This is a genomic window from Microtetraspora malaysiensis (assembly GCF_050947145.1).
GTDB classification, from domain to species: Bacteria; Actinomycetota; Actinomycetes; order Streptosporangiales; family Streptosporangiaceae; genus Microtetraspora_A; species Microtetraspora_A malaysiensis.
In genome coordinates this window covers 4,001,108-4,024,896 of record NZ_CP191998.1, presented here as the reverse complement: position 1 = coordinate 4,024,896, position 23,789 = coordinate 4,001,108, and the positions used below count along the sequence as shown (strand labels likewise).

General features: G+C 69.6%; 19 protein-coding genes. 8 read left to right on the top strand and 11 right to left on the bottom strand.

What is annotated here, in order from left to right; genetic code table 11:
- The 5 genes from ACQP1V_RS18900 to ACQP1V_RS18880 form a co-directional block, all read right to left on the bottom strand.
- Entirely contained in the window at positions 1-678 is a 678-nt protein-coding gene (locus ACQP1V_RS18900; protein WP_433424833.1) for an alpha/beta hydrolase family protein, read from the bottom strand.
- A 46-nt stretch (positions 679-724) separates the two neighbouring features.
- Complete coding sequence (locus ACQP1V_RS18895) at positions 725-2,041, bottom strand: FAD-dependent oxidoreductase (protein ID WP_433424830.1); 1,317 nt, start codon at positions 2,039-2,041, stop codon at positions 725-727.
- Complete coding sequence (gene kynU / locus ACQP1V_RS18890; RefSeq protein WP_433424828.1) at positions 2,038-3,303, bottom strand: kynureninase; 1,266 nt, start codon at positions 3,301-3,303, stop codon at positions 2,038-2,040. Before kynU ends, ACQP1V_RS18895 begins: the two co-directional genes overlap by 4 nt.
- Positions 3,304-3,316: 13 nt before the next feature.
- Positions 3,317-4,177, bottom strand: coding sequence for a tryptophan 2,3-dioxygenase (locus ACQP1V_RS18885; RefSeq protein WP_387410681.1), 861 nt, complete (start codon positions 4,175-4,177; stop codon positions 3,317-3,319).
- Between the two features lie 276 nt (positions 4,178-4,453).
- Positions 4,454-4,951: a winged helix-turn-helix domain-containing protein gene (locus ACQP1V_RS18880; RefSeq protein ID WP_433424825.1), complete on the bottom strand. Its 498-nt coding sequence runs from the start codon at positions 4,949-4,951 to the stop codon at positions 4,454-4,456.
- Between the two features lie 314 nt (positions 4,952-5,265).
- Between ACQP1V_RS18880 and ACQP1V_RS18875 the strand changes: the two genes are divergently transcribed.
- Positions 5,266-9,831, top strand: a complete 4,566-nt coding sequence (locus ACQP1V_RS18875) for a carboxypeptidase regulatory-like domain-containing protein (protein ID WP_433424822.1) — start codon at positions 5,266-5,268, stop codon at positions 9,829-9,831.
- 97 nt (positions 9,832-9,928) lie between these two features.
- On the opposite strand, the gene ACQP1V_RS18870 is transcribed toward ACQP1V_RS18875, so the two are convergent.
- A complete protein-coding gene (locus tag ACQP1V_RS18870; RefSeq protein WP_433424819.1) occupies positions 9,929-11,122 on the bottom strand; it encodes a cytochrome P450 in 1,194 nt (397 codons plus the stop codon).
- A 295-nt stretch (positions 11,123-11,417) separates the two neighbouring features.
- Here ACQP1V_RS18870 and ACQP1V_RS18865 point away from each other — a divergent pair, with 295 nt between their 5' ends.
- The 7 genes from ACQP1V_RS18865 (at position 11,418) to ACQP1V_RS18835 (ending at position 17,914) form a co-directional block, all read left to right on the top strand.
- Positions 11,418-11,909, top strand: coding sequence for an SRPBCC domain-containing protein (locus ACQP1V_RS18865; protein WP_433424816.1), 492 nt, complete (start codon positions 11,418-11,420; stop codon positions 11,907-11,909).
- 245 nt (positions 11,910-12,154) lie between these two features.
- Positions 12,155-13,360, top strand: coding sequence for an NAD(P)/FAD-dependent oxidoreductase (locus ACQP1V_RS18860; RefSeq protein ID WP_433424814.1), 1,206 nt, complete (start codon positions 12,155-12,157; stop codon positions 13,358-13,360).
- A complete protein-coding gene (locus tag ACQP1V_RS18855) occupies positions 13,357-14,274 on the top strand; it encodes an RNA polymerase sigma-70 factor (RefSeq protein ID WP_433424811.1) in 918 nt (305 codons plus the stop codon). Before ACQP1V_RS18860 ends, ACQP1V_RS18855 begins: the two co-directional genes overlap by 4 nt.
- Positions 14,275-15,271: 997 nt before the next feature.
- Positions 15,272-15,724: a plastocyanin/azurin family copper-binding protein gene (locus tag ACQP1V_RS18850; RefSeq protein ID WP_433424809.1), complete on the top strand. Its 453-nt coding sequence runs from the start codon at positions 15,272-15,274 to the stop codon at positions 15,722-15,724.
- Positions 15,721-16,689, top strand: coding sequence for a metallophosphoesterase family protein (locus ACQP1V_RS18845; protein WP_433424807.1), 969 nt, complete (start codon positions 15,721-15,723; stop codon positions 16,687-16,689). The genes ACQP1V_RS18850 and ACQP1V_RS18845 overlap by 4 nt, the downstream gene beginning before the upstream one ends.
- 179 nt (positions 16,690-16,868) lie before the next feature.
- On the top strand, positions 16,869-17,423 hold the full coding sequence (locus ACQP1V_RS18840; protein ID WP_433424805.1) for a DUF6529 family protein: 555 nt from the start codon (positions 16,869-16,871) through the stop codon (positions 17,421-17,423).
- 191 nt (positions 17,424-17,614) lie between these two features.
- On the top strand, positions 17,615-17,914 hold the full coding sequence (locus ACQP1V_RS18835; protein ID WP_433424802.1) for an urease subunit beta: 300 nt from the start codon (positions 17,615-17,617) through the stop codon (positions 17,912-17,914).
- A 61-nt stretch (positions 17,915-17,975) separates the two neighbouring features.
- Here ACQP1V_RS18835 and ACQP1V_RS18830 read toward each other — a convergent pair whose 3' ends face one another.
- The 5 genes from ACQP1V_RS18830 to ACQP1V_RS18810 form a co-directional block, all read right to left on the bottom strand.
- Positions 17,976-18,803 (bottom strand): response regulator, encoded by an 828-nt coding sequence (locus tag ACQP1V_RS18830; RefSeq protein WP_433424799.1) that lies wholly within the window; start codon positions 18,801-18,803, stop codon positions 17,976-17,978.
- Positions 18,800-19,735 carry a sensor histidine kinase gene (locus tag ACQP1V_RS18825; protein ID WP_433424796.1) on the bottom strand — a complete coding sequence of 312 codons (936 nt, stop codon included), beginning with the start codon at positions 19,733-19,735 and terminating at the stop codon, positions 18,800-18,802. The genes ACQP1V_RS18830 and ACQP1V_RS18825 overlap by 4 nt, the downstream gene beginning before the upstream one ends.
- Before the next feature lie 41 nt (positions 19,736-19,776).
- On the bottom strand, positions 19,777-22,083 hold the full coding sequence (locus ACQP1V_RS18820) for an ABC transporter permease (RefSeq protein ID WP_433424794.1): 2,307 nt from the start codon (positions 22,081-22,083) through the stop codon (positions 19,777-19,779).
- Positions 22,080-22,790: an ABC transporter ATP-binding protein gene (locus ACQP1V_RS18815; RefSeq protein ID WP_433424792.1), complete on the bottom strand. Its 711-nt coding sequence runs from the start codon at positions 22,788-22,790 to the stop codon at positions 22,080-22,082. The genes ACQP1V_RS18820 and ACQP1V_RS18815 overlap by 4 nt, the downstream gene beginning before the upstream one ends.
- Before the next feature lie 388 nt (positions 22,791-23,178).
- Entirely contained in the window at positions 23,179-23,697 is a 519-nt protein-coding gene (locus ACQP1V_RS18810) for a hypothetical protein (RefSeq protein ID WP_433424789.1), read from the bottom strand.
- Positions 23,698-23,789: the final 92 nt, after the last annotated feature.

The window sequence follows — 23,789 nt, the reverse complement described above, 5'->3', positions numbered from 1 at the left end:
TCACCGTCGCCGCGGCTCGAGCGCGGTCAGCTCCCGCCGGACGACCGGCCATGCCTCGCTCTCCGGGTCGATGACGACGTAGTGGCCGGCGCCGGGGATCCGCACCAGCGAGGTCGCCGGGTGGGAGGCGACGTAGGACTCCGAGACGCGCAGGGGGACGCGCTCGTCGTCGGTGCCGTGCACGATCACCACCCGGCCGGGCGGATCCGGCATCCGGACCGGGTCCAGGTCGGCGTGATCATCCGGAGGGCCGCCGAGGAAGTCGGTCACCGCGCCGTCGTCGAGGTTCAGCCGATCCGCGAGCCGCAGGTCGGCGACCGGGGCGAGGGCCAGGACGGCGGTCCCCTCCGGCACGGCGCACATCGCGAGATGTCCACCGGCCGAGTGACCGACGACCACCGACGGACGCAGGACGTCGAGCGCGGTCCGGACGTCGTCCACCATGGGGCGGGGCCGGCCGGGCCGGCGGCGGTATTCGATCGCGGCGACGCTCCACCCCGCGTCGCGCAGCGCGTTCGCCATCGGGCGCAGGTGGGTCCGGTCGTACTCGGGACGCCAGAACCCGCCGTGGACCAGCGCCACCGTGGGGCCCTCGGCCGGCCAGAGGTCGATCACCTGGTCGGCGTCCGCGCCGTACCGGAGGGTGCGGTCGGGGCGGGGCGCCGGGCGCGTCAACACGGAACGCTCCTCCATGGTCACCTCCGGCCCGGGTGCCGCGGCGAGGTCATGACGTCCTCCGGATCCCGGCCACGGCGGCCGCGACCACCCCGGCGAGCAGGGCGGCCCCGGCCCCGGCGAGCAGCCGCTGCTGCCTGCGCACCCGGCGTTTGACCTGCGCGTACGGCATCGTCGAGAACGACACCAGCTCGTACCGCGAGACGTAGCGGCCGGGGAACGCCCGCTCCATCCGGTGCTCGATGCCCTTCACCAGCCGGAACACCGGCGAGGCCACCTTGTCGCGCATCTCGATGAAGTTGGCCAGGGCCATCTCGGCGATCGCGTCGGCGTTCTCCTTGCGCCGCCGCTCGAACAGCGGCAGGGCGCGGGCCCAGGAGCCCCCGGTCTCGTCCAGGCACCGGTCCAGGGCGACCACGTCCTCGAAGCCGCAGTTGGCGCCCTGGCCGTAGAACGGCACGATCGCGTGCGCCGCGTCACCGATGAGGCCGACCCGGCCGTCGGTCTGCCACGGGGCGCAGCGGACGGTGCCGAGCAGCCCGACCGGGTTGTGCCGATAGTCGTCCGCCAGGGTGGGGGCGAGCGCCACAACGTCCGGGTAGTGGGTGCGGAAGTGGCGTTCGACGGCCGCCGGGCTGCTCAGCGAGGCGAAGCTCGCGGTGCCGCCGGTCGGCCAGAACATCGTGCAGGTGAACGACCGGTCGGGGTTGGGCAGCGCGATCATCATGGAGGTGCCGCGCGGCCAGATGTGCAGCGCGCCCGGGTCCAGCGCGAACTCGCCGTCGACCGCGGGGATCGTCAGCTCCTTGTAGCCGTAGTCGAGGAAGTCCGCGCTCTCCTCGATGTCCCGGTGCGCGAGCAGCTCTCCCCGTACGGCGGAGCCCGCCCCGTCCGCGCCGAGCACCACGTCGGCCGTGGCGCGCGTCTCGCCGTCCGCGGTCGCGAAGGTCATCGCGCCGGTCGCCGGGTCGAGCCCGGTCAGCCGGTGCCCGAAAATCACCTTCACCCCGGGGGCGGCCTCGGCGGCGTCGAGCAGCGTGTTGTTCAGCGCGCCCCGGCTGATCGAGTTGATCGCCATCTCGCCGTCGTGGCTGTAAGGCTGGAAATCGAGCGGGCCGTCCACCGGGTGGATCATCCGGCCGCGCATCGGCAGCGCGTCGGCCATGACCTGCTCCTCCAGGCCGATGCGGCGCAGCGCGTCCAGGCCGCGTTCGGAGATGGCCAGGTTGATCGACCGGCCGCGCTCGGGGGTGCCGGCACGCGGGTCGGGTCGCCGCTCGTACACGGTCACGTCGAGACCGCGCCGGGCCAGGTAGCAGGCGAGCAGGCAGCCGGTCAGACCGGCGCCGACCACGGCCACGTTCATCGGTCCTCCGCAACGCACTCGGCCAGCGCGACGGCGGCGCGCCAGCAGTCGTGGTAAGTCGAGTAGAGCGGCGTCGGCGCCATCCGGACGATGTCCGGCTCGCGGGCGTCGGTGACGACCCCGTGCTCGTGGCGCAGCCGCCGGGCCAGCTCCGCGGCGCTGCCGCGCTCGATCCGCAGGGAGAGCTGGCAGCCGCGGCGCTCCGGGTCACGCGGGGTGACCACGGCGATCGGCCGGGTCGGGACGATCCGGTCGAGCAGGCTTTCCAGGTATCCGGTGAGCCGCACGCTGCGGGCCCGCAACTCGGACATGCCGACCTCGTCGAACAGCCTGAGCGAGGTACGCACCGGGCCCATGGCGTAGATCGGCGGGTTGGAGATCTGCCAGGCGTCGGCGCTGGCCGGCGGCCGGGAGACCGGCGCCATCTCGAAGCGCGTCTCCGGCTCGGTGCTCCACCAGCCCTCGAAGCGCTGGAGCGACGGGTCGCCGAGGTGCCGCCGGTGGACGAAGACTCCGCCCAGGGCGCCGGGTCCGGAGTTGAGGTACTTGTAGGAGCACCAGGCGGCGAAGTCCGGTCCCCAGTCGTGCAGGCGCAACGGGACGTTCCCGGCGGCGTGCGCCAGGTCCCATCCGACGATCGCCCCGGCGGCGTGCCCGGCCGCGGTGATCGCCGGGATGTCCAGGAGTTCGCCGGTGAGGTAGTTGACCCCGCCCAGCAGCACCAGCGCGACCGTGTCGCCCTCGCGCTCCAGGAAGTCGAGCACCTCGTCGCCGTCGCGGAGCCGTACGACGGTCTTGTCGGGGTCGAGGCCGTGGAAGCGGGCCTGGCTGCGCACGGCGTAGCTGTCGGAGGGGAAGGCGGTGTCCTCGATGACGATCCGGGACCGCTCCCCCGCCGGCCGGTAGAACGAGACCATCAGCAGGTGCAGGTTGACGGTCAGCGAGTTCATCACGACCGTCTCCTCCGGCAGCGCGCCGACCAGCCGGGCGGCCGGCTCGGTGAGCAGCTCGTGATAGGGCAGCCAGGGGCGTTCGGCCTCCAGGTGACCCTCGACGCCGAGCCGGGCCCACGCGTCCAGGTCCTGCAGCAGCTCGGCCTGGGTCGCCCGCGGCTGCAGGCCGAGCGAGTTGCCCGCGAAGTAGGCGCTCTCGGGATAGCGGCCGCCGTCGGCGGGCGGCACCAGGAAGAGCTCGCGGCGTCCCGGGTCCTCGGCGTCGCGCCGCAGCGCCTCCTCCTCGGGGAACGGCATCGGGGCGATCATGTCGGTCTCTCCTTCACATGTGCGTTCTGGCGGACCACAGCTCCGGGAAGACCACCCGGGCCATGCTGCGCTCCAGCCAGGCCAGGCCGTTGGAGCCGCCGCTGCCGGGCTTGGCGCCCATCGACCGGCGGACCGCCGCGACGTGCTGGTAGCGCCAGTCGCCGAACTGCTCGGCCAGCTCGGTGAGCGCCTCGCCGAGGAACCGCAGGTGGTTGTCCGGGCCCTCGTCGCGGTAGGCCTCGACCCAGGCGCGCTCGACCGCCGGATGCGGCTCGTACTCCGCGGCGACGTCGCGGCCGAGCACCTCGCGGGGGATGTCATGGCCGCGTCGCGCCAGCACGGCGATGACGTCGTCCCAGATGCTCGGCATCTCGTACGCGCGCGCCAGGTCGCGGTGGAGCGCGGTCTGCCGCTTGAACGGCCGCAGCAAGGCGGGGTTCTTCAGCCCGAGCGTGAACTCCACCTGCCGGTACATCGCCGACTGCAGCCCCGACGCCTCGCCGAGCTGGTCGCGGAAGCGGTTGAAGTCGCCGGGGGTCATCCAGCGCAGCCCCCGCCAGCTCCCGTTGAGCGCCTCCAGGTGCAACGCCGTACGGCGCAGCGGCGCCAGCGCGCCCCACACGTCGTCGTTCCGCAGCCGCTCCTGGGCGTTGCGCAGCTCGAACGTGATGAGCTTGAAGTACAGCTCCATCACCTGCGTGACCATGAGGAACGACATCTCGCCGGGGTCGTCGCTCAACGGTCGCTGCAGGTCGTGCAGCACGTCGGTGCGCACGTACGCGTCGTACGGAAGCCGCGTCCCGAAGTCCAGAGTCGGCATCCCACCGGTGACTTGGACCCGTTCGGCGCGTTCCCACGCCGTCGTCGGACGCACGGCAGGTTCCTGTCGCGTCGTGTCCACGCGCTCGCCCCTCTCCTCGCTGGCCACCCAATGATGGCGTCGCGCTATGGGGCGAAGGAATGCCGTATCAACGGGCATTTCTGGTTATTGCCGTACATCTATTGCCATATCGGGGCATCCGCTTTGCGAACGGAAGGTTCCCATGGTGGACGGCACGGACGGGGAGTCACCGCGCACGCTCGGGCCGACGCGAGCCGGGTCGGCGCCGTGGAGCCGGGACGGAGCCGGTCCGGATACACGTCCGCCGTCTCATCGTCTGGTGTCGACCAGGGAGAACCCCACCCCTCTCATCGACTCCACGCTGACGGTCGCGTCCGCGTTTCGGAGTTTGGCGCGTAACCGCTTGACCGTCGATCGGACCGCGGACGCGTCGTCCACGTAGTGAGCGCCCCAGGCCTGCTCGTAAAGCTGCCGGTAGGTCCAGACCCGCAGGGGCGGGCTGGCGAGCGCGGTGAGCACCTCCCGTTCGATGCGAGTGAGTGGAAGGACCCTGCCGGCCCAGCTGACCTGCTGCAGGTCGGCGTCGATGACCAGGCGGCCCAGGGCCACCATCTCCGCCGCATGGAGGGAAGCGGCCTTCTCCTCCGTCGCACAAAGGATCTGACGGACCGAATTCAAGTCGGAGAACATCAGCACGGTGCCGGTGCCGCCCATCAACTGGGCGATCCTGGCGCGCTTGCTGGGGCTGGAAGTCACACAGAAGATGACCGGCTGTTCGTCGATGCCACCTGCCGGGTTAACACTCATGCGCTAAGGAAAACAACGGCTCCACTCCCAGTCAATATCCAGAGTTGCCGTCCCCGCCCGGCCGCGGTCAGGTCCGCGCGGCCCCGGCGTTGAGCCGATTCTGCCCCGCTTTCGCCCATATTTTGTGCTCGAAAAAAGACCTACGTAGATCCATGATGACCAGATCGCTGCGACCCCGCAGCGGCGCGTGCCGACTCTGTCACCCCTCCTTCACCGACGGCGGACCGTAACCCCTTGTCCGCCGCGGCCCAGCAGTCCGCCTGCGTCTTCAGGCGGCGACCCACCCCCGTCGCCGCCGGCAAGGAGCCCCCCAGATGAGACAGGTACGACGACCGGCGAGAGCACTGGTGGCGACATTCGCCGCGCTGCTGCTCTTCGGCGGCCTGCCGGCCTCCGCCGAATCCGCGGCCAGGGAGCCGAGTCCATCCACGAGCGCCAAGGCGCCCGCCAACCCCAAGGCGGAGACACGCCAGGCCGTCAAGCACGACCTCTCCCGCAAGATGCGCGATCTTCAGCCGAAGGCCGCCCGCGACCGCGGCGCCAAGATCGAGGAACCGGCGAACCGGCAGCTCCCCCGCGAGGCGACGGCGTCGACCGCGAAGACCGGTAGCGACGCGGTCCAACGAGGCTTCACCGAGAACCAGGTGCCCGAGTTCGGCGTGAACTTCGAGGGCATCGGCAACGTCGACGGGGTGCTGCCCCCGGACATCAACGGCGACGTGGGCCCCAACCACTACGTGCAGATGGTGAACCTCTCGTACGCGGTGTACGACAAGCGCGGCACCCTGCTGCTCGGCCCGCTGCCCGGAAACGCGGTCTTCTCCGGCTTCGGCGGGCCCTGCGAGACCAGCAACGACGGTGACCCGATCGTCCTCTACGACGAAGCCGCCGACCGGTGGATGGTCACCCAGTTCGCGCTGCCCGGCGGATCGGCCGGCAACCACCAGTGCATGGCGATCTCGCAGACCCCGGACCCGACGGGGGCGTACTACCGGTACGACTTCCTCTATCACCAGACCCGGATGAACGACTATCCGAAGTACGGCATCTGGCCGGACGCCTACTACATGACCGCCAACGAGTTCGCCCCGTCGTTCGTCGGCGTCGGCGCGGTGGCGTTCGAGCGGGAGAAGATGCTCGCCGGTCAGCCGGCCCGGATGGTGTACTTCCACATCGGGCCGGACTACGGAGGCCTGCTACCCTCCGACGCGGAGGGCCTCGCTCCGCCGGCCGGGGCGCCGAACCCGTTCGTCATGTTCGACGACGACGCGTGGGGCGTCTCCCCCACCGACCGGTTGCTGATGTGGGACTTCAAGGTCGACTGGGCAAACCCGGCGAACTCCACCTTCGGCAACAACCTGGCGCCTAACCGCTACCTGGAGACCGCCCCGTTCGACTCCAACATGTGCAACTACGCGCGCGGCTGCGTCCCGCAGCAGGGCACCTCGGCCAAGCTGGACGCGATCGCCGACCGGCTGATGTACCGTGCCGCGTACCGTAACTTCGGCGACCACGCCTCGATCGTGCTGAACCACACCGTGGACGCCGACGGCAACGACCACGCGGGCGTGCGCTGGTACGAGCTGCGAAGCACGAGCACCACCAACTGGGCTATCCACCAGGAGGGCACCTACGCGCCCGACGCCGAGCACCGCTGGATGGCCAGCGGCGCGATGGACGTCTCCGGCAACATCGCCTTCGGATACTCGGCCTCCGGGCCCACAACGTACCCGTCGATCCGGATGGCGGGCCGGCTCGCCGGCGATCCGCTGGGCCAGCTCGCCCAGAGCGAGCGGACGCTGATCGCGGGCACCGGGGCGCAGACCCACTCCGCCTCCCGCTGGGGCGACTACACGTCGATGTCGGTGGACCCGACGGACGGCTGCACGTTCTGGTTCACGTCCGAGTACCTGACCACGACGAGCTCCGCCAACTGGCAGACCCGCATCGGCTCGATGAAGTTCCCGAACTGCGTGGCCGGTGCGCACGGCGAGGTGACCGGCAAGGTCACCTCCTCGGCGGGCGGCCCGATCGCCGGCGCCTCCGTGCGGGTGGGCGGCGGCGGCACCAGCACCGACGCGCAGGGCGCGTACAAGCTGACCCTGCCGACCGGCGAGCACGAGCTGACCGTCTCCGCCTTCGGGTACGCGACGAAGACCGCGAAGGTGGCCGTCCAGGACGGAGGCGCCGTCACGTCCGACTTCACCCTCGACCCCGTGTCCAAGCACCGCGTCTCCGGCGTGGTGAAGGACACATCCGGACACGGCTGGCCGCTGTACGCGCGGATCGACGTGGCCGGACGGCCCGGCGGACCGCTGTTCACCGACCCCGCCACCGGCGCGTACAGCGTCGACCTGCCAAGCGGTGAGTACTCCCTGACCGTCAAGGCGATGTACCCGGCGTACAAGGAGGCCACGGCGGAGCTCAGCGTCGAGAACGGCGACCAGGCGAAGGACTTCGGCCTCGCCGTGGACAGCGCCTGCCTCGCCGCCGGATACAAGTTCAGCTACGGCACCCCGCTGTTCACCGAGCAGTTCGAGTCCGGGGCGACCCCCGAGGGCTGGAACGTGGTGAACCGCACCGCCAGCGCCGGCTGGGTGTTCAACGACCCGAAGAACCGGGGCAACCTCACCGGCGGCACCGGCAAGTACGCGATCGCGGACAGCGACGCGGCCGGATCGGGCACGACCGTGGACAGCGATCTGGTGACGCCGGTCCTGGACCTGTCGGACGTGCCGGCGCCGGTGCTGCGGTTCAACAGCGACTACCGCGCTCTCAACGGGTTCGCCAACGTCGAGCTGAGCGTCGACCGCGGCGCCACGTGGACCACGGTGTCGAACTGGACCACCGCCAGCCGGCGCGGACCGGTCCTGGAGGAGCTGGCCATCCCGGCGGCCGGCGGCAAGTCCGGAGTCCAGATCCGGTTCCACTACCGGGCCAGCTACGCCTGGTGGTGGCAGCTCGACAACATCTCCCTGGTCAACCGGGCCTGCGACCCGATCCCCGGCGGCCTCGTCGTCGGGCGGGTGCTCGACGGCAACACCCACGACGGGCTGAACGGCGCGACCGTGACCAGCACCGACAAGCCCGCCGAGCGGGCAACCACGGCGCCGTCGCCCGACGACGCCAAGGTCGGCGACGGCTTCTACTGGATGTTCTCCTCCTTGGCCGGGAACCACCCGTTCGTCGCGGAGAGCACGGGTCGCGGATCCGCCACCTCGACAGTGGACGTGGCGGCTGACCGGGCCACCCGGGCCGACTTCACCCTCAAGGCGGGCCGGCTGACCATCACCCCGCCGAAGGTGAGCGGTGACCCGTTGCTGGGCCAGACCAAGACCATGAAGACGACCATCAGCAACACCGGCGACGCCCCGGCCACGGTGGAGCTGTCGGAACGCCGCGGCGGATTCGAGATCCTCGGGCCGCGCGGCGCGCCGCTGCAGCGCAACATGGTCAAGGGCGGCGGCGCCTCGCCCGCGTGGCGGGGCGACAGCAAGCCCGGTGACCCGTTCGAACCGTCGCCGTACGCGCCACCGTGGATCAACACGGCCAACTACCCGGTGGCGGTGATGGACAACGCCGCGGCGGCGTGGGACGGCAAGGTGTACTCGGTCGGCGGCGCCTCCGCCACCGCCAACCTCGCCAACGGCTACGTCTACGACCCGGCGGAGAACACCTGGACGAGGATCGCCGATCTTCCCGCGGCCCTGGAGAAGCCGGCGGCGACCTTCGTCGACGGGAAGATGTACGTCTTCGGCGGTTGGGACTCGGCCGGCAACACATCGACCAAGGTGTACGTCTACGACCCGGCCGCCAACACCTGGCAGACCCGGGCCGCGGTCAACCCCGCGCCGCGGGCGGCGGCCGGGCTCGCGGTGGTCGGCGGCCAGATCTACCTGGTCGGCGGATGCGTGGACGGCAACTGCGCCAAGTCCAACGCGGTCGTCAAGTACGACCCGGCGGCCGACACGTTCGCCACGGTCGCGCCGTACCCGGTCCCGGTGGCCTGGCACGGGTGCGGCGGGATCAACGGCACGGTGTACTGCGCCGGCGGCAACGGGACGACGACGCTGAAGAGCACCTACGCCTACCAGCCGAGCAGCAACACCTGGACCCAGCTCGCCGACCTACCGGTCGACTTCTGGGCCGCCGGCGTGGACACCGCCAACGGGCTGCTGCTCCTCTCCACCGGTGTCATCAACAACTCCACCGTGGTAACCAACCAGGGCTGGGCGTACGACCCGGCGGCCAACACCTGGTCGGAACTGCCCAACGCCAACTTCTCCCGCTACCGGGCCGGGGCGGCGTGCGGGTTCGTGAAGATCGGTGGATCGACCGGCGGGTTCACCCCGACGCCGGAAAGCGAGATGCTGCCCGGCTTCGACCAGTGCGCCACCGTCACCGATGTCCCGTGGCTGTCCGCCTCGCCGACCACGGCGACGTTGCAGCCCGGGCAGAGTGTCACGGTGACGGTCACCCTCGACGCCAAGTCGGACGCTGGCGTGGCTCAGCCGGGCGCGTACACCGCCCAGTTGGGCGTCAAGTCCAACACGCCGTACGCGGTGGCGCCGATCGACGTGACGATGAACGTGCAGCCGCCCAACAACTGGGGCAAGCTCACCGGCGTGGTCACCGGGGTCGACTGCAAGGGCGCGAGCGCGTCCCTGCGCGGCGCCACGGTCCAGGCCAGCGGCACGAAGGACTGGGCGTTCACGTTGAAGACCGATCCGGACGGCCGATACGCGATCTGGGGACCGACGAACGCCAACCCGATCCAGATGATCGTGTCCCGGGACGGCTGGATCCCGCAAACAACCAAGATCACCATCAAGGGCAAGACGGTGACCACCGACTTCGCCCTGCGCCCCGAGTCATGCTGATCGGGGTGTGATCCACCGGGCCCGCGCCGCCCCTCGGCGCGGGCCCGCTTTCTCCACGGCGCAGACGACAACCGGCGGCAGAGCGGCGGCCGTCAGCTCACCAGGTCACCCGCAGCGCGTGCAGGCCGTACACGATGCTGAAGACCCGGAAGTCCACCTGCTCGTACGGATCGGCCAGGGCGAGGCCGGGGAAGCGCCGCAGCAGCGCCGGGAAGGCGATGCGCATCTCCATCCGCGCCAGCGGCGCCCCGAGGCAGTGGTGCACCCCGTGGCCGAAGGCGACGTGGCCGGCGGCTCCCCGGGTGATGTCGAGGGTCTCGGGATCATCGATGAAGGCAGGGTCGCGGTTGGCGGCGGGAAGCGAAAGGAGCACGAGCGAGCCCGCGGGGATGGCCTGCCCGGCGATCTCCACATCCGTCGTGGTCGTGCGCGGCGGCAGCGACTGCACGATGGACAGCCAGCGCAACAGCTCCTCGACGGCGGGCTCGATCAGCGCCGGATCCTCGCGGATCATCGCGAGCTGGTCCGGGTGCCGGAGCAGGGCCAGGGCGCCCAGGCCGAGCATGTTCGAGGTCGTCTCGTGCCCGGCCAGCAGCAGAAGTCCGGCGATGCCGATCAGCTCGTCGGTGCTGAGATCGTCGCCGTGCTCGCGCACCAGCATGCCGAGCATGTCCTCGCCCGGGTCCGCCTGGGCGCGGGCCACCAGGCCGGCCATGTAGGTGCGGCCTTCCCGCTGCGCCGCGACGCGCTGCTCCATCGGCAAGGACGTGTCCAGCAGGCGCACGGAACGCCCGTGGAACTCGGCGCGGTCGGCATACGGCACGCCCAGCAGCTCGCAGATCACCAGCGACGGCGCCGGCAACGCGAAGTGCGACACCAGATCGGCCGGTTTACCGGCCCGCTCCAGATCGTCCAGAGCCGTCTGGACGATCTCGGTGATCCGCGGCTCAAGCCTGCGCATCCGACGCACCGTGAACTCCGGGGTGAGTATCCGGCGCAACCGCGTGTGCTCTGGCGGGTCGAACCCGATCAGCTGCCCGGCCTGCATTTTGGCCAGCTCGTCGGCGTCCATCTGCCCGGATCCCGGGAACGGTGTCCGGGCGCTGCTGAACCGGGCCGGATCCGACAGCACCTGGCGAACATCCTCCTGGCGGCAGACCAGGTATGCGGGCAGGCCGAACGGCGTCTCCACCCGCACCACACCCTCACTGTCGCGGGCCCGGGCCAGTTCCTCGACCGGGTCGAACCCGTTCCGCCGCATGTGCAGTGGCAATTCCAGTGCTTTCGTCATCATCTGTCCTTTCGCCCGATGATCGTGTGAGACCGCCTCCGCGCTACCGGACAAGTCAGGCCGGGATCGAGCCGGGCCGCCTCCTGGCTCGGACTGGATGTTCATGGTGCCGTCGGCTCCCTTGGTCGCATTCAGCCCCTACCCGTTCGACGAGACAGCGCCGTGAATTGTCAGGTTGACGCGTCACCTCACGTGTCGGTCGAATGGGCGGCGATCACGGATGGCTGTTCGGCGGGCTACCGTTCGACTCCGCGCGGCCCCCTGGGGTCGGAGTTCGCCCGGTAGGGTCGGCCGCATGTACTCGACGCGGGTCTCCCGGCACGTGAACGCGCCGCGGTCGGCGGTCTACCAGGCGCTCGTGGACGCGGACGCGATCGCGAAATGGCGGGTGCCGGCGGGCATGAGCAGCCACGTCCACGAGTTCGACGCCCGCGAGGGCGGCGCGTTCCGGGTCTCGCTCACGTACGACGCCCCGGGACCGACCGGCAAGTCGGCGGCGCGCACCGACACCTACCATGGCCACTTCGCGGAGCTCGTTCCGGACGAGCGCGTGGTCGAGGTGTTCGAGTTCGAGACGGCGGATCCCGGGCTGCGCGGGACCATGACGATGACAACGACGCTCACCGACGCCGCGGACGGCGGCACCGAGGTCGTCATCGCGCACGACAGGATCCCCGACGTCATACCTGCCTCCGACAACGAGACGGGCACGCGCATGGCGCTGGCGAACCTGGCCGCGCTCGTCGAGCCGGGCCACGCGGCGGCTCCCACCGGCCCCACCAGGTAAGCCCGGGGAAACCCGCACTCGGGCGGGCCGGGCCCAACGCCGGTGCGGCCGTGGCGTAAGGCGCCTCGCCGACCTCGCCTCCTGGGCCATGCCTTCCCGGCCCCGATTCGTGCGCGACGCGCCCTGCGATGCCGTCCGACCTGCGCGAACGCCGGTGTGACGCGCATCACATCGGCCGCGTGTCACGGACGGACCGGCAACTTCCATCTGGTGGTCGTCAACAGCCAGTCGAGGAAGGCAGCACGATGAGCGCACAGCACGAAGCCGGCGTGACGACCACCCACCGCGTGGTGATTCTGGGAGCGGGGTACGCCGGCCTGTCCGCGGCGATCCAGCTCGCGTCCCGGGTCAAGCGGAGCGAGAACGTGCGGGTGACCCTGGTGAACGCGCAGGAGCACTTCACCGAGCGGCTGCGGCTGCACATGACCGCGACCGGGCAGGAACTCGCCGAGCTGAGCATCCCGGAGCTGCTGGAGGGTACGGGTGCGCGGTTCGTCCGCGGCTGGGTGACGGCGGTGGACGCGGACGCGAAGACCGTACGGATCGACGACGAACACGTCCTGCCCTACGACACGCTGGTGTACGGGCTGGGCGGCGTGGCCGACACGGCGGCGGTGCCGGGCGTCGAGGACCACGCGTACGCGCTGAACAGCGCCCAGGACGCCGAGGCGCTGGCCGACCGGCTGGCCCGGCTCGGCCGCGGCACGGTGGTGGTCGCCGGCAGCGGGCTGACCGGCATCGAGTCGGCCGCGGAGATCGCCGAGCGGCACCCGGAGCTGAGCGTGGTGCTGCTGGGCCGGCGTGAACCCGGTGCGGCCATGAACCCGAAGGCCAAGGCGTACCTGCGGTCCGCGCTCGAGCGCCTGGGCGTGCGGGTGCGCAGCGGGGTCGAGGTGGCGAAGGTGCTGCCCGGCGCGGTCGAACTGGCCGGCGGGGAGAGTGTGCCGGCTGACGTGGTCCTGTGGACGAGCGGTACGCGGATGTCACCGCTGGCGGCCGCCGCCGGGCTGACCGTCGACGAGCACGGCCGCGTCGTCACCGACGCCACGCTGCGGTCGGTGTCCCACCCCGAGGTGTACGCCGTGGGCGACGCGGCCGCGATCCGCCAGGGTTACGGCGTCATGCACGGCACCTGCCAGGGGGGTATGCCGACCGGTGTGCACGCCGCGATGTCGATCGTCCGGGCGCTGAAGGGCAAGCAGCCCAAGCCGTTCCGGTTCGGCTACTACCACACGCCGGTGAGCCTGGGCCGCCACGACGCGGTCGTGCAGTTCACCCGCCCCGACGACAGCCCCCGACGGGTGCATCTCACCGGCCGCGTCGCGGCCCGGTATAAGGAGACGGTGACCGCTTCCCCTTGGCCCACGTGGGGCCGTATGAAGAAGATGCCCGCTTCGGGGGCGTTCTGGCCTCGCGGCGGGCGCTTCACCCGGGCCGGTGCGGCGCGGTGACCCAGCCACTGAACCTCGACGAGCAGGTGTTCGTCCGGAATCGGAACCTGCTGTTCTCGGTGGCCTACCGCATCCTCGGCAGTGCGGCCGATGCCGAGGACGCGGTGCAGGACGCCTGGATCAAGTGGTCGGCCGCCGACCGCTCCCAGGTGGCCGACCCCAAGGCGTACCTGACCCGGATCGTGTCGAATCAGGCGCTGGAGCGGCTGCGCTCCACCCAGCACAAACGTGAGACCTATGTGGGGCCGTGGCTTCCTGAGCCCATCCTCACCAGCGGAGACACCGCGGATTCCGTCACGGGCGCCGAGTCGGTGTCGATGGCGATGCTGGTGGTGCTGGAGACCCTGAGCCCGCTCGAGCGCGCGGTCTTCGTGCTGAAGGAGGTCTTCGACTTCAGCCACGCCGAGATCGCGGAGGCGGTGGAGCGCTCCGAGGCCGCGGTACGGCAGGCCGCGCACCGCGCGCGCGAACATGTGCAGGCCCGGCGGCCGCGCTTCGCCGCGGACCGGTCGCGGCAGCGTGCGGTCACCGAGCGGTTCTTCGCCGCCGCGACCGGCGGTGACGTCAACGCCCTGATGGAGCTGCTGTCCCCGGACGTCACGCTCTGGACCGACGGCGGCGGCAAGGTCCGCCAGGCCCTGCGCCCGGTCGTGGGCGCGGCGACGGTGGCAGGCTGGTTCGCGGCCATCGGCACCGTCACCTACCAGGGCATCGAGCCCGCCGACATGAACGCCGAACTCGTCGAGATCAACGGCGGGCCGGGCATCGTCTTCAGCGGCCCGGGCCGTGTGATCGCCACCGTCACCTTCGACTTCGACGGCGACGGCCGTATCACCGCCATCCACAACGTCGCCAACCCGGACAAGCTCCTGGCCGTCGCCGGCGGCACCGCCCGCAGCCTCGGGACGCGGTGAGCTACCCGCCCGTCGGCCGACCGGAAGGCGACCGCGCCGCCCGGCCGGCCGGGCCGGCTCATCCGCGAACGGCTCAGGAAAGCGGCGTTCCTACCTCTGCTGCCGTAAGCAGCATGATCAACTCCCGAGAGGGTTGACAGGTCTGCTCCCAGGGAGACCTGACCCGCATACGGGCGGCTCAGCCCACCGAGGCGATCGCGGTGAGTGACCTTGCTACGGATGGCGCTACGGACGACGACGGCATCCTCGACACCATGACAGCGCCGGCACATGACCGGGATGGCGCTGGACGGAGCACCTGACGCCGGGGCCGTGGCGGACGTAACCGTCAACGGCGCAAGGAAGGCGCGGTGGTTGGCACAAGCGTGTTCTCGGTCAGCACCTACGGAAGCGAGCCGTTTCCATACGCATGAATTGACGGCGAGGAAGCCCAGCGGAGCGATAACCCCAGATATTTCTCAGTAAAAATACCCCCGCGTATTTCAGAGCACGGCAAAACTAGCATTCCGCGGTTTTCGGGAGATTAACATCGGGGATACCGCAAAAGTGGGACATAGCTGAGGAAATGGTTTAACTATGAATCTATCTCCGGCAATATGGGGGGCAACGTCGCACACCAAGGGGTTTCACGTTGCTTCGGTCGGTTCAGGGTAGAAACGCTCTGGGTCGGGTTTCAGCACGTCGGCGCAGTCTCGCCTTGCGCGCGCACGATAGCGCGGACGCCACCCCTCCCTACACCACCACCGGCAAACCCGGCGACTACCGGCCGACCCCATCCGGACTTCAAGGCACGGAGTTCACCAACTGCGGCGCCACCCCATTCCTGCTCCATAACAGCCACCAGTTCCGTGGGTAACCCGGTGTGCTATCTCACAGTGTCGATGCCGGGTCGCGCTGAATGGATGGCACTCCAGCCATCGAGAGGGACATGAGTATGAGTCACGATATTCATCCCCGCATACCGCGCCGGCGGGCCCTGATCGGCGCGCTTGCTCTGATGGGCGCACTTGGTCTGGTCACCGCTTGCGGCGGCCCGCCGCCCCGCGGCCCGGCGTCCCGCGGGATCACCCCGGGCGCCGGCCAGACCCTGCCCGGCAGGCCCGGCGGCACCGGCCCGGCATCTTCCATCCCGGTGATGCCCAACACGGCCACAGCCCCACCCACACGCAGCGCGCCGGCCACGCCGGTGGGCCCGAACTCCGTGGCGATCAAGAATTTCGCCTTCCATCCCGCTGCGCTGACCGTCAAGGCAGGCACTACGGTGACCTGGACCAACCAGGACCCTGAACCGCACACCGTGACGAGCCAGGGCCAGGGCCAGGGCCCGCTCCGCTCCGCCACGCTGGCGTCCGGTGCCAGCTACCCCTACAAGTTCACCACGCCGGGCACCTACAAGTACCAGTGCAGCATCCACCCGTTCATGACCGCCACTGTGACGGTGACCCAGTGACCGGCCCCATCGATCCGCGTGGAGCCGAGCCGACGCCGGAACACGGGATGTCTCGCCGCCAACTGCTGCGCCACGCCGGCTGGTTCGGCGCCGCCGTGGTCTTGTCGGTGGCCGACGGCCAAGTGATCAGCAGCATCGCAGGCAGCCAGGACAGCGCCGCCGCACAGGCCGCCGCCGACTCTGGCGCGCTGCGGTTCGTGCAGATTTCCGACAGCCACATCGGCTTCACCGGCGCCGCCAACACCGACGTGAACCGAACGTTCACCGAAGCGCTCAATCAGGTCAACAGCCTGGGCTTCCTGCCCGACTTCGTCATGCACAGCGGCGACCTCACCCACCTCTCCACCCCGGGCCAGTTCGACCAGGTCAAGCAGATGTTGAGCGGCCTGCGTGCCGGTCGCGTCTTCACGGTGCCCGGGGAACACGACTCGATCGGCGATGCCGGACATGCGTACCGGCAGCGATTCGGCGCAAACACCCTCGGCGAGGGCTGGTACAGCTTCGACACCCATGGCGTCCACTTCATCGCTCTGGTCAACACCCTGAACATGCAGCAACTCGGGCACCTTGGCACCGACCAGATCGACTTCGTCCGCAAAGACGTCAATGGCCTATCGGCTGACACTCCCATCGTGGTGTTCAGCCATATCCCGCTGTTCGCCATGTACCCGGCTTGGGGCTGGGGCACCGATGACGCCATCAAGGTCCTGGGCCTGCTGCGCCGCTTCTCCTCTGTGACCTGCCTGAACGGCCACGTGCACCAGCTGTTCACCAAGACCGAAGGCAACGTCACCTTTCACAGCGCCACCACCACCGCCTATCCGCTGCCCAAACCGGGCATCGGGCCGGGACCCCTCCCGCAGGTGGTGCCAGCCGGCCGCCTCAAGGACGCGCTGGGCATCCGCACTGTCACCTACCGCAAGGGCGTAGCCGGCCTGGCCGTCACCGAACACAAGCTGACATGAAAGCGTCCGCGGCCTCGCCGTCCGCTTGAGCACGGCCGCCGCCATCGCCGTCAGCGGCTACATCCACGCCGACCTGGAAGATCGATGCCGGGGACACCGCGAAGGCGGGACATAACTAGCGTTGAGCGGGCTGTTGCGACGGCCCCGGCGGCCGGGACCATGGGAGGGAGCAGACGGACGTGGGAGCCCCAACGAAGATGTCACCCCGGCCGGCCCGGCTGCGGCTGGCGACGGCCGCCGGGCTCGCCCTGGCCGTGACGGCGGCCTTGTATGCGTTCGGCCGGATACACACACCCGACTACGCCAGCAGCTTGTTCGGGCGCCGCGGCAACGACGCGAACCTTCTGAAGGCGCAAGTCGGCACCGCCCTGCTGGGCCTGGCCTTCTACCAGCTCATATTGGCGCTGTGGATCTACCAGCGGCTACCCGGGGCCGGTGCCGCCCCCCGCCCGGTACACCTCGCCCACCGCATCGGCGGAGCCGTGCTGTTCGTGGTCTCCCTGCCCATCGCCTACCACTGCATCACCGCCTACGGAGTGCAGACGGACAGCGCCCGAGTCGCCCTGCACTCCCTCGCCGGCTGCTTCTTCTACGGCGCATTCGCCGCGAAGGTACTCATCGTCCGCAGCCGGCACCTACCCGGCTGGGCGTTGCCACTCGCCGGCGGCACCCTGGTCACCCTCATCGCGATCTTGTGGTCCGCAGCGGCCCTTTGGCAGCTGACCCAACCCTAGGTCGTGAGGTACTCGACCGCCCTCCCGATGCCCTCGCTCTCCGCCGCTCCGGTCACCGTCGGCAATAGGACGGGAAATTGCCTCCCGGCGTGGCAAAATGCCACGGCATCGGGGGAGCGTGAATACCGGCTGACACGTTCGTGAAATGCACGGGAATCGCGGTGGAAACGGCGGCTTCCTATCGTCCGTTCATGAGGCTCACTCCACACGAACAGGAACGCCTGCTCATCCACGTCGCCGCGGGGGTCGCCCGCGACCGCCGGGAGCGGGGCCTTGCAGATCGAGGCGACCTTCCCCGACGGCACCAAGCTCGTCACCGTCCACCGGCCGATCGCATGATCCCCGGGGAGATCGTGTACGGCGACGCCCCGGTCCCGCTCAACCCGGGCCGGCGGCGGATCACGCTGCGGGTCGTCAACACGGCGGACCGGCCGATCCAGGTGGGGTCGCACTACCACTTCGCCGCGGCCCCACAACGAGTGGATCGGTAGCCACGATCTCTGCACGGTCGGCCGAAGCCGACCGGGGCCCGCGAAGGCGTCCGGCTGACTGCTACTCCCCCGGGCTGACAAGCCTCGTCTCGTAGGCGAGAACAACCGCCTGAGCACGGTCGCGAAGGTCCAGTTTTGCGAAGATGCGAGTGACGTGGGTCTTGATGGTGGCTTCGCTGAGGACCAGTTCGCTGGCCAGCTCACTGTTGGACAGCCCGCGTCCGAGCAACATCAGCACCTCCAGTTCCCGGGGTGTCAGCGCCGCGAGGTCGCGGTGCAGGCTGGGGAGCCGAGGCTCGCCGTTCACCGGCCGACGATCGGGGGCGCTGTTCCGCCCTGCGCTGCCGACGGCGGTCTTGCGGTCGTCTCCGCCGCTCCGCCCGTTCTCGCCGGTGAAGCGTTCCACCAGCCGCCGCGTGATCGAAGGGGCGACAAGAGCATCACCCGTGTGGACGAGGCGTACGGCAGCGGCAAGGTGTTCCGCGGTGACGTCCTTGAGGAGGAACCCGCTCGCGCCGATCGCCAGCGCGGCATAGACGTAGTGGTCGAGGTCGAACGTGGTCAGCATGAGCACCCGGCAGTCCGGTACCTCCGCCAGAATGCGCCGTGCGGCCTCCAGGCCGTCCATGTTGGGCATCCTGATGTCCATGAGGACGACGTCCGGCCGCAGTTCGTGCGCCGCGGTCACCGCCTCGAGCCCGTCGACCGCTTCACCGACCACGTCGATGCCGCGGACGGTGAGGATCATGCGGAAGCCGGTGCGGATCAGCGCCTGATCGTCGGCGATCAGCACCCTGGGGGGCGCTGCGGCGGGTGGCAAGGCCGGCAGGGTCGCGTCCGTCCTGATCAGGTCGTCGGTGCGGTGATCAGCTGATTCTGGCATCGTCATGGCTTGTCCAACGGTATCCGGGCACGGACCCGGAATCCGCCGCCGAGGCGGCGCCGGGCATCGAATTCCCCCCCGTACATGGCAACCCGCTCCCGCAGGCCGACCAGTCCGCGCCCGGCACCGTCCTTGAGGGCCGGGCGCGGCCTCTTCGGCGCCGGGCCGTCGCCGGACACCGCGCTCGGGCCGTTGGTCAACACCTCGACCCGCAGGTGGTGATCGGCATACCGCACCGCCACCTCGGCCTTGGCGCGGTCGCCGTGCTTGAAGGCATTGGTCAGCCCCTCTTGAATGATCCGGTACGCCGTCAGCTCGATGCCGCCCGGGAGATCCCGCGGTTCCCCGGAGATCCGGACCTCGACGGGCATTCCGGCGAACGCGAACCGGTCCACCAGGGGGCTGAGCCGGCGCAGGCTCGGCTGCGGCGTCAACTCCGTCTCGTCGTCGCCGTTCTGAGGGGGCGCCAGCACGCCCAGCAGGTGCCGCAGCTCGGTCATCGCGTCGCGACCGGCGGTCTCCACGACCAGCAGCGCGGTGGCCGCATCCTCGGGCATCGTGGCCAACACCTCGCGGGCTGCGCCGGCCTGGACCACCATCAGGCTGACGTTGTGGCTCACGATGTCATGCAGCTCCCGTGCGATCCGCGCCCGTTCGGCCTCGACGGCGACCCGGCCGGCGGTTTCGCGCTCACGTTCCAGGAGCCAGCCCCGCTGCTCCAATGCCTTGCGGTGGGTACGCCGCGCTCGGACGAACGCCCGGCCGAGCCAGCCCGCAGCAAACAGGACCGCCACCAGTGCGACGAACGGCCAGGTGATCGCAAACCACTTCACCGCTTCATCCTCGCCTCTGCGCGGCCCGAGGGGTACCGCATCAACGTGAACATGCTCAAGCCCTGCGCTGCAGAAACAGAGCAGAGCGCTGTCGCTGGGTGGCACTCCCGCTGCACCTCATCGGGGCGCCCCGGTGCGACGGCCTGTCATTCGCTGTGCAGGACCGTGGCAATTGTGAGACGGGCCGCCGAGCGGGCCGGGATCAGCGCGCCCAGGACCGCGATCACGATGCCCGAGAGGAGCAGAGCGGCCAACTGCGGCGCGTGCCAGACATCCTTCATCGACTCCGGGAAGGCAAGCACGCCGGCGTGGTCCACGAGCACCCGGTGCCCGACCATCCCGATGGGGATGCCGATCAGCCCACCGACCAGGCCCAGTCCAGCCACGGACGTCACCGTCATCACCACGACCTGGCGTGGCGTCATCCCGATCGACTTGAGCACACCCAGCTGGCGGCGGCGCTCCCTCGTGCTCAGCAGGACGCTGTTGAAGACCCCGAGAGCCGAGACGATGGCCAGCAGCACCGTGAATACCGTCGAAAAGCTGATGACAACCGTGCTGGCGGTGTTCTGCGACTGAATCCGCAGCGACGAGTGGAGGCCCGGATCGATCCCCTCGACCCCATTGACGTAGGCCTGGCCATCGGCATGGGGGGCGAGCTGAACCGCGTACTCAACGGCGCTCGCGTCCGGGACGAGTTCGGCGGCGGTCGCCCAGTCCGCCTCCATCGCCTGGTTGTTGCCGAGCATCTCCTCACCAACGACGGTGACGCCGAGCTGCTTGCCGCTCAGATACACGACGGTCCGATCGCCGACCGCGAGCCCGTGCTGGGCCAGGAACCCCGGCCCGGCCGCGACCTCGCCCGGCCCGCTCGGCCAGCGCCCGTGGACGATCTGCTCGGCCGCGGCCGGGGGTTCCCCGCGATAGAGGTTGAGGAACACGGTGTCCGTACTCCCGGCGAGGAGCACCTTGGTGAACGCGCGAGCGGTCACCCGGTCTGCTCCGGGCAGGGCTCGCAACCGCGCCTCGATCTGGCTGTCACTCAGCTGCGCGGCACTCTGGCCCGATGTCTTGCCGTCCGCCGCCACCAGGACCTGCGTGATTCCGCTGCGTTGACCCGCGTTTCCGGCCGCCACCATGGTGCTGGCCAGGCCGGTCGTCAGGGTGACGGTGGTGACCCCGAGGATGACAGCCGACATCGTGAGCATCGCGCGGGCCGGGCGGGCGAACGACTGGCCCAGGCCGAGGCTCACGGAGCGCGGCAGTCGGGTACCGCCGAGTTTGCGCTGGGCAAGCAGCCCGCGGCCGGCCTTCGGCGCGCTACCGGCGCCGATCGCCTCTGCCGCGGAAAGCCGGTGTGCGCGCAACGCGGGAATCAGTGCGGCGATGGCGACGATGGTGGGCATGGCCAGCAGGCAGGCGACCGACACCCAGGGGGTGGTACCGATGGTGGCGGTGCCGGTTTCGACGCCAGCGAACGCAGCCTTGAGGATGGGCTGCTCCAGCACGGTGCCGGCCAGGGTGCCGACCACAGAGCCCACGACGGCTGGAACGGAAATCATTCCAAGGTAGACGGCGACCACCTGGTTCGGGGTGAACCCGAGGGCCTTGAGGACACCGATATGCCGGTAGCCGGAAACGACCGCCCCGCTGACCACGTTGCCGACGATCAGAACGGAGACCAGAACGCCGAGCACGCCGAACATGGTCATGAACGGGAGATAGGAGTCGGCCGACGCGGAGAAGGCCTGCTTGAGGCTGAGGTAGGTCTGGGCATGGGTCAGCGAGTCCGCCGGCTGCCCGGCGGTGGCCGCTTCCAGGTCGCTGTGGAGCTGCCCGCTCGTGGCAGCCGATGCGAAGCGGTAGAGCATCTGGAAGCTGGTCGGGTGCAGGGCGGTCATCTGCTCGGGTGACACCCAGGCGCCGGCGGACTTGCTCATGCTGGTGGCGAACCCGACCACGGTGAGCGGCGGCCCCCCGGGGACGTCGAGCTTCGAGCCCAGCAGGCGGGAGGAGGCGCCGCCGACCGGCGAGTTGACGACAATCTCACCGAGGGCGGCGGCCCAGCGGCCGGCCAGCAGATCGACGCGGTCCACGGGGCCTGCCGGATCGGCCCGCCCCACCACCTGCAGCGGACCGGCCGCCATCCACAGCCATGGCTGGGGGATCTCGATGACGGCCTGGCCGAAGGGACCGGCCGCGGCCTGGACGCCCGGCCGCTGGACGGTCTGCGTCAGTTGCGCCTCCGAGGTCTTGGCGGCATCGAAGGTCGCCACGACGTGGGCGCCGCGTTGGCGGGCGAAGGCGGCGTCGAAGGGCGATGAGGCGGCTGTGAGCACCGTCAACGCAAGCACCGTCGTCATCGTCGAGCACAGCACGACGAGTCCGATGACGATCGTCTGAACCCTGCGGCGCTTGACCGCCGCGCGTGAGGCCTGCCAAACGGCGCTCATGCGGTCGCCTCCAGGGTGCTCTCACGGGCGACCTTGCCGTCGGCGAACTCGATCAGGCGGTTGGCGCACCGGGTGGCCAGATTCGGGTCGTGGGTGACAATGAGCAGGGTCTGACCCATCTGGTTGAGGTCAATCAGCAGGTCCATCACCTGCTCGCCCGAGCGGCTGTCCAGGGCTCCGGTCGGCTCGTCGGCCAGCAGCAGCGCCGGACGGTTCATCAGGGCCCGGGCCGCGGCGACACGTTGCCGCTGACCACCGCTGAGCGCCGCCGGATAGTTGTCCTTGCGGTCCGCCACACCGAGTTCGTCCAGAAGTTCCAGCGCCCGACCACGCGCCTGCCGAGCCGAGCTACCGGTCAGCTGTGCGGCCAGCGCCACGTTGTCCAGCGCCGGCAGGTCGTCGATGAGGTTGAAGAACTGGAAGATCATGCCGATGTGCTTGCGTCGGAACAGGGCCAGCCCAGTCTCGTTCAGTTGCCACAGGTCCTGCCCGTTGACCTCGACCGTCCCCGAGGTCGGACGGTCGAGGCCGGCGACCATGTTGAGCAGGGTGGACTTGCCACAGCCGGAGGGCCCCATCACCGCGACCGCATCTCCCGCGCGGATCTCCAGCGACGCGCCGTCCAGCGCCTTCGAGTCACCGTATTTCTTGTGCATATCCGCTACTCGGACGACGATCTGCTGGGAGCTGCCGGGGTGATTCATCATGGCTCGAATCTAGGAGCGCGGGGACCGCCGGAGCATCCCTCCGCGGATGTATCAGTGCTCGTCATCCTGTGGTTGTAGGGGAGCTGACGTCATGCCGTGGGCGGACGCACAGGTTCACCCGGGTGTCTCTGCAGAGCGCAGTCCACAGTGATCTGGATCGCTTGGTAGACATACCCGCTACCTACTCCCCGAGTTCGCCTCGGTCCCAGCCGCGGCCCGTTCACGTCCAGGGAGATGGTGTGCGGGTGATCTAGACCTGGCGCTGGCACGGCCAGTTGACCCCCCTGAGGAAACATCGCCTTCTCATCCGCGGTTGGCCTGGGAAAGCGGCGTTCCCAACTCTGTTGCTGACGGCGGGGAGATCCCTGCTCGCCACACGATCTTGTGGTCAGGCGAGGTAGGAGAGACGCGCCGACCTGTACAAGCTGATGATGAACCACGCGATGACGATGAAACCGGTGATCGCGACGATGAATGCGATGCCCTGCATCCGGGCGGCCGTATACGCGAGCAGCGACGCGACAACGCTGACTATCGTCAGAATCCAGCGGATCGCGTCGAAAGTCGAAGCGGTGGAGACGTCACCGAAAGCTCGTGCCCGGGTAACGATGCCCGTTGCCACCAGCCATATCGTGACGAGTTTTCCCGCACCGTAAAGCAGGCCGATGACGATGTTCTCCGTCAGCCCGGTGAGCTCCGCGAGCGAGAGCACCAACGTCACGAGGGCGGCCATCCGAGCCTTGCCGAAGGCGGGATCCACCGCCGTTTCCAGGCGCGAGAGCCCCGAAACCACGAGCGCCCATCCGATGGCGTCTACGAGCAGGTCGAATCCGTTGACGCGCAACGCCAGTGAGGCGATGAGGATTCCGGCCGCGATGCGATAGAGAGGAAACACGGTCGAGATCATCTCATGAGCGGCAAAAGTAGATCGACCAATGACTTCTACCCGAATCCGGTCGATCTCCTGACGTGGAAAAATGTCGCGGCGACCGGCAGAGT

What these genes read in the sequence shown, in the direction of transcription:
- ACQP1V_RS18870 (WP_433424819.1), bottom strand. Translation starts at nt 11,122, where the DNA reads ATGACGAAAGCACTGGAATTGCCACTGCACATGCGGCGGAACGGGTTC.
- ACQP1V_RS18835 (WP_433424802.1), top strand. Translation starts at nt 17,615, where the DNA reads ATGAGGCTCACTCCACACGAACAGGAACGCCTGCTCATCCACGTCGCC.
- ACQP1V_RS18850 (WP_433424809.1), top strand. Translation starts at nt 15,272, where the DNA reads ATGGGCGCACTTGGTCTGGTCACCGCTTGCGGCGGCCCGCCGCCCCGC.
- ACQP1V_RS18810 (WP_433424789.1), bottom strand. Translation starts at nt 23,697, where the DNA reads ATGATCTCGACCGTGTTTCCTCTCTATCGCATCGCGGCCGGAATCCTC.
- ACQP1V_RS18875 (WP_433424822.1), top strand. Translation starts at nt 5,266, where the DNA reads ATGAGACAGGTACGACGACCGGCGAGAGCACTGGTGGCGACATTCGCC.
- ACQP1V_RS18880 (WP_433424825.1), bottom strand. Translation starts at nt 4,951, where the DNA reads ATGAGTGTTAACCCGGCAGGTGGCATCGACGAACAGCCGGTCATCTTC.
- kynU (WP_433424828.1), bottom strand. Translation starts at nt 3,303, where the DNA reads ATGATCGCCCCGATGCCGTTCCCCGAGGAGGAGGCGCTGCGGCGCGAC.
- ACQP1V_RS18830 (WP_433424799.1), bottom strand. Translation starts at nt 18,803, where the DNA reads ATGACGATGCCAGAATCAGCTGATCACCGCACCGACGACCTGATCAGG.
- ACQP1V_RS18895 (WP_433424830.1), bottom strand. Translation starts at nt 2,041, where the DNA reads ATGAACGTGGCCGTGGTCGGCGCCGGTCTGACCGGCTGCCTGCTCGCC.
- ACQP1V_RS18865 (WP_433424816.1), top strand. Translation starts at nt 11,418, where the DNA reads ATGTACTCGACGCGGGTCTCCCGGCACGTGAACGCGCCGCGGTCGGCG.
- ACQP1V_RS18820 (WP_433424794.1), bottom strand. Translation starts at nt 22,083, where the DNA reads ATGAGCGCCGTTTGGCAGGCCTCACGCGCGGCGGTCAAGCGCCGCAGG.
- ACQP1V_RS18860 (WP_433424814.1), top strand. Translation starts at nt 12,155, where the DNA reads ATGAGCGCACAGCACGAAGCCGGCGTGACGACCACCCACCGCGTGGTG.
- ACQP1V_RS18815 (WP_433424792.1), bottom strand. Translation starts at nt 22,790, where the DNA reads ATGATGAATCACCCCGGCAGCTCCCAGCAGATCGTCGTCCGAGTAGCG.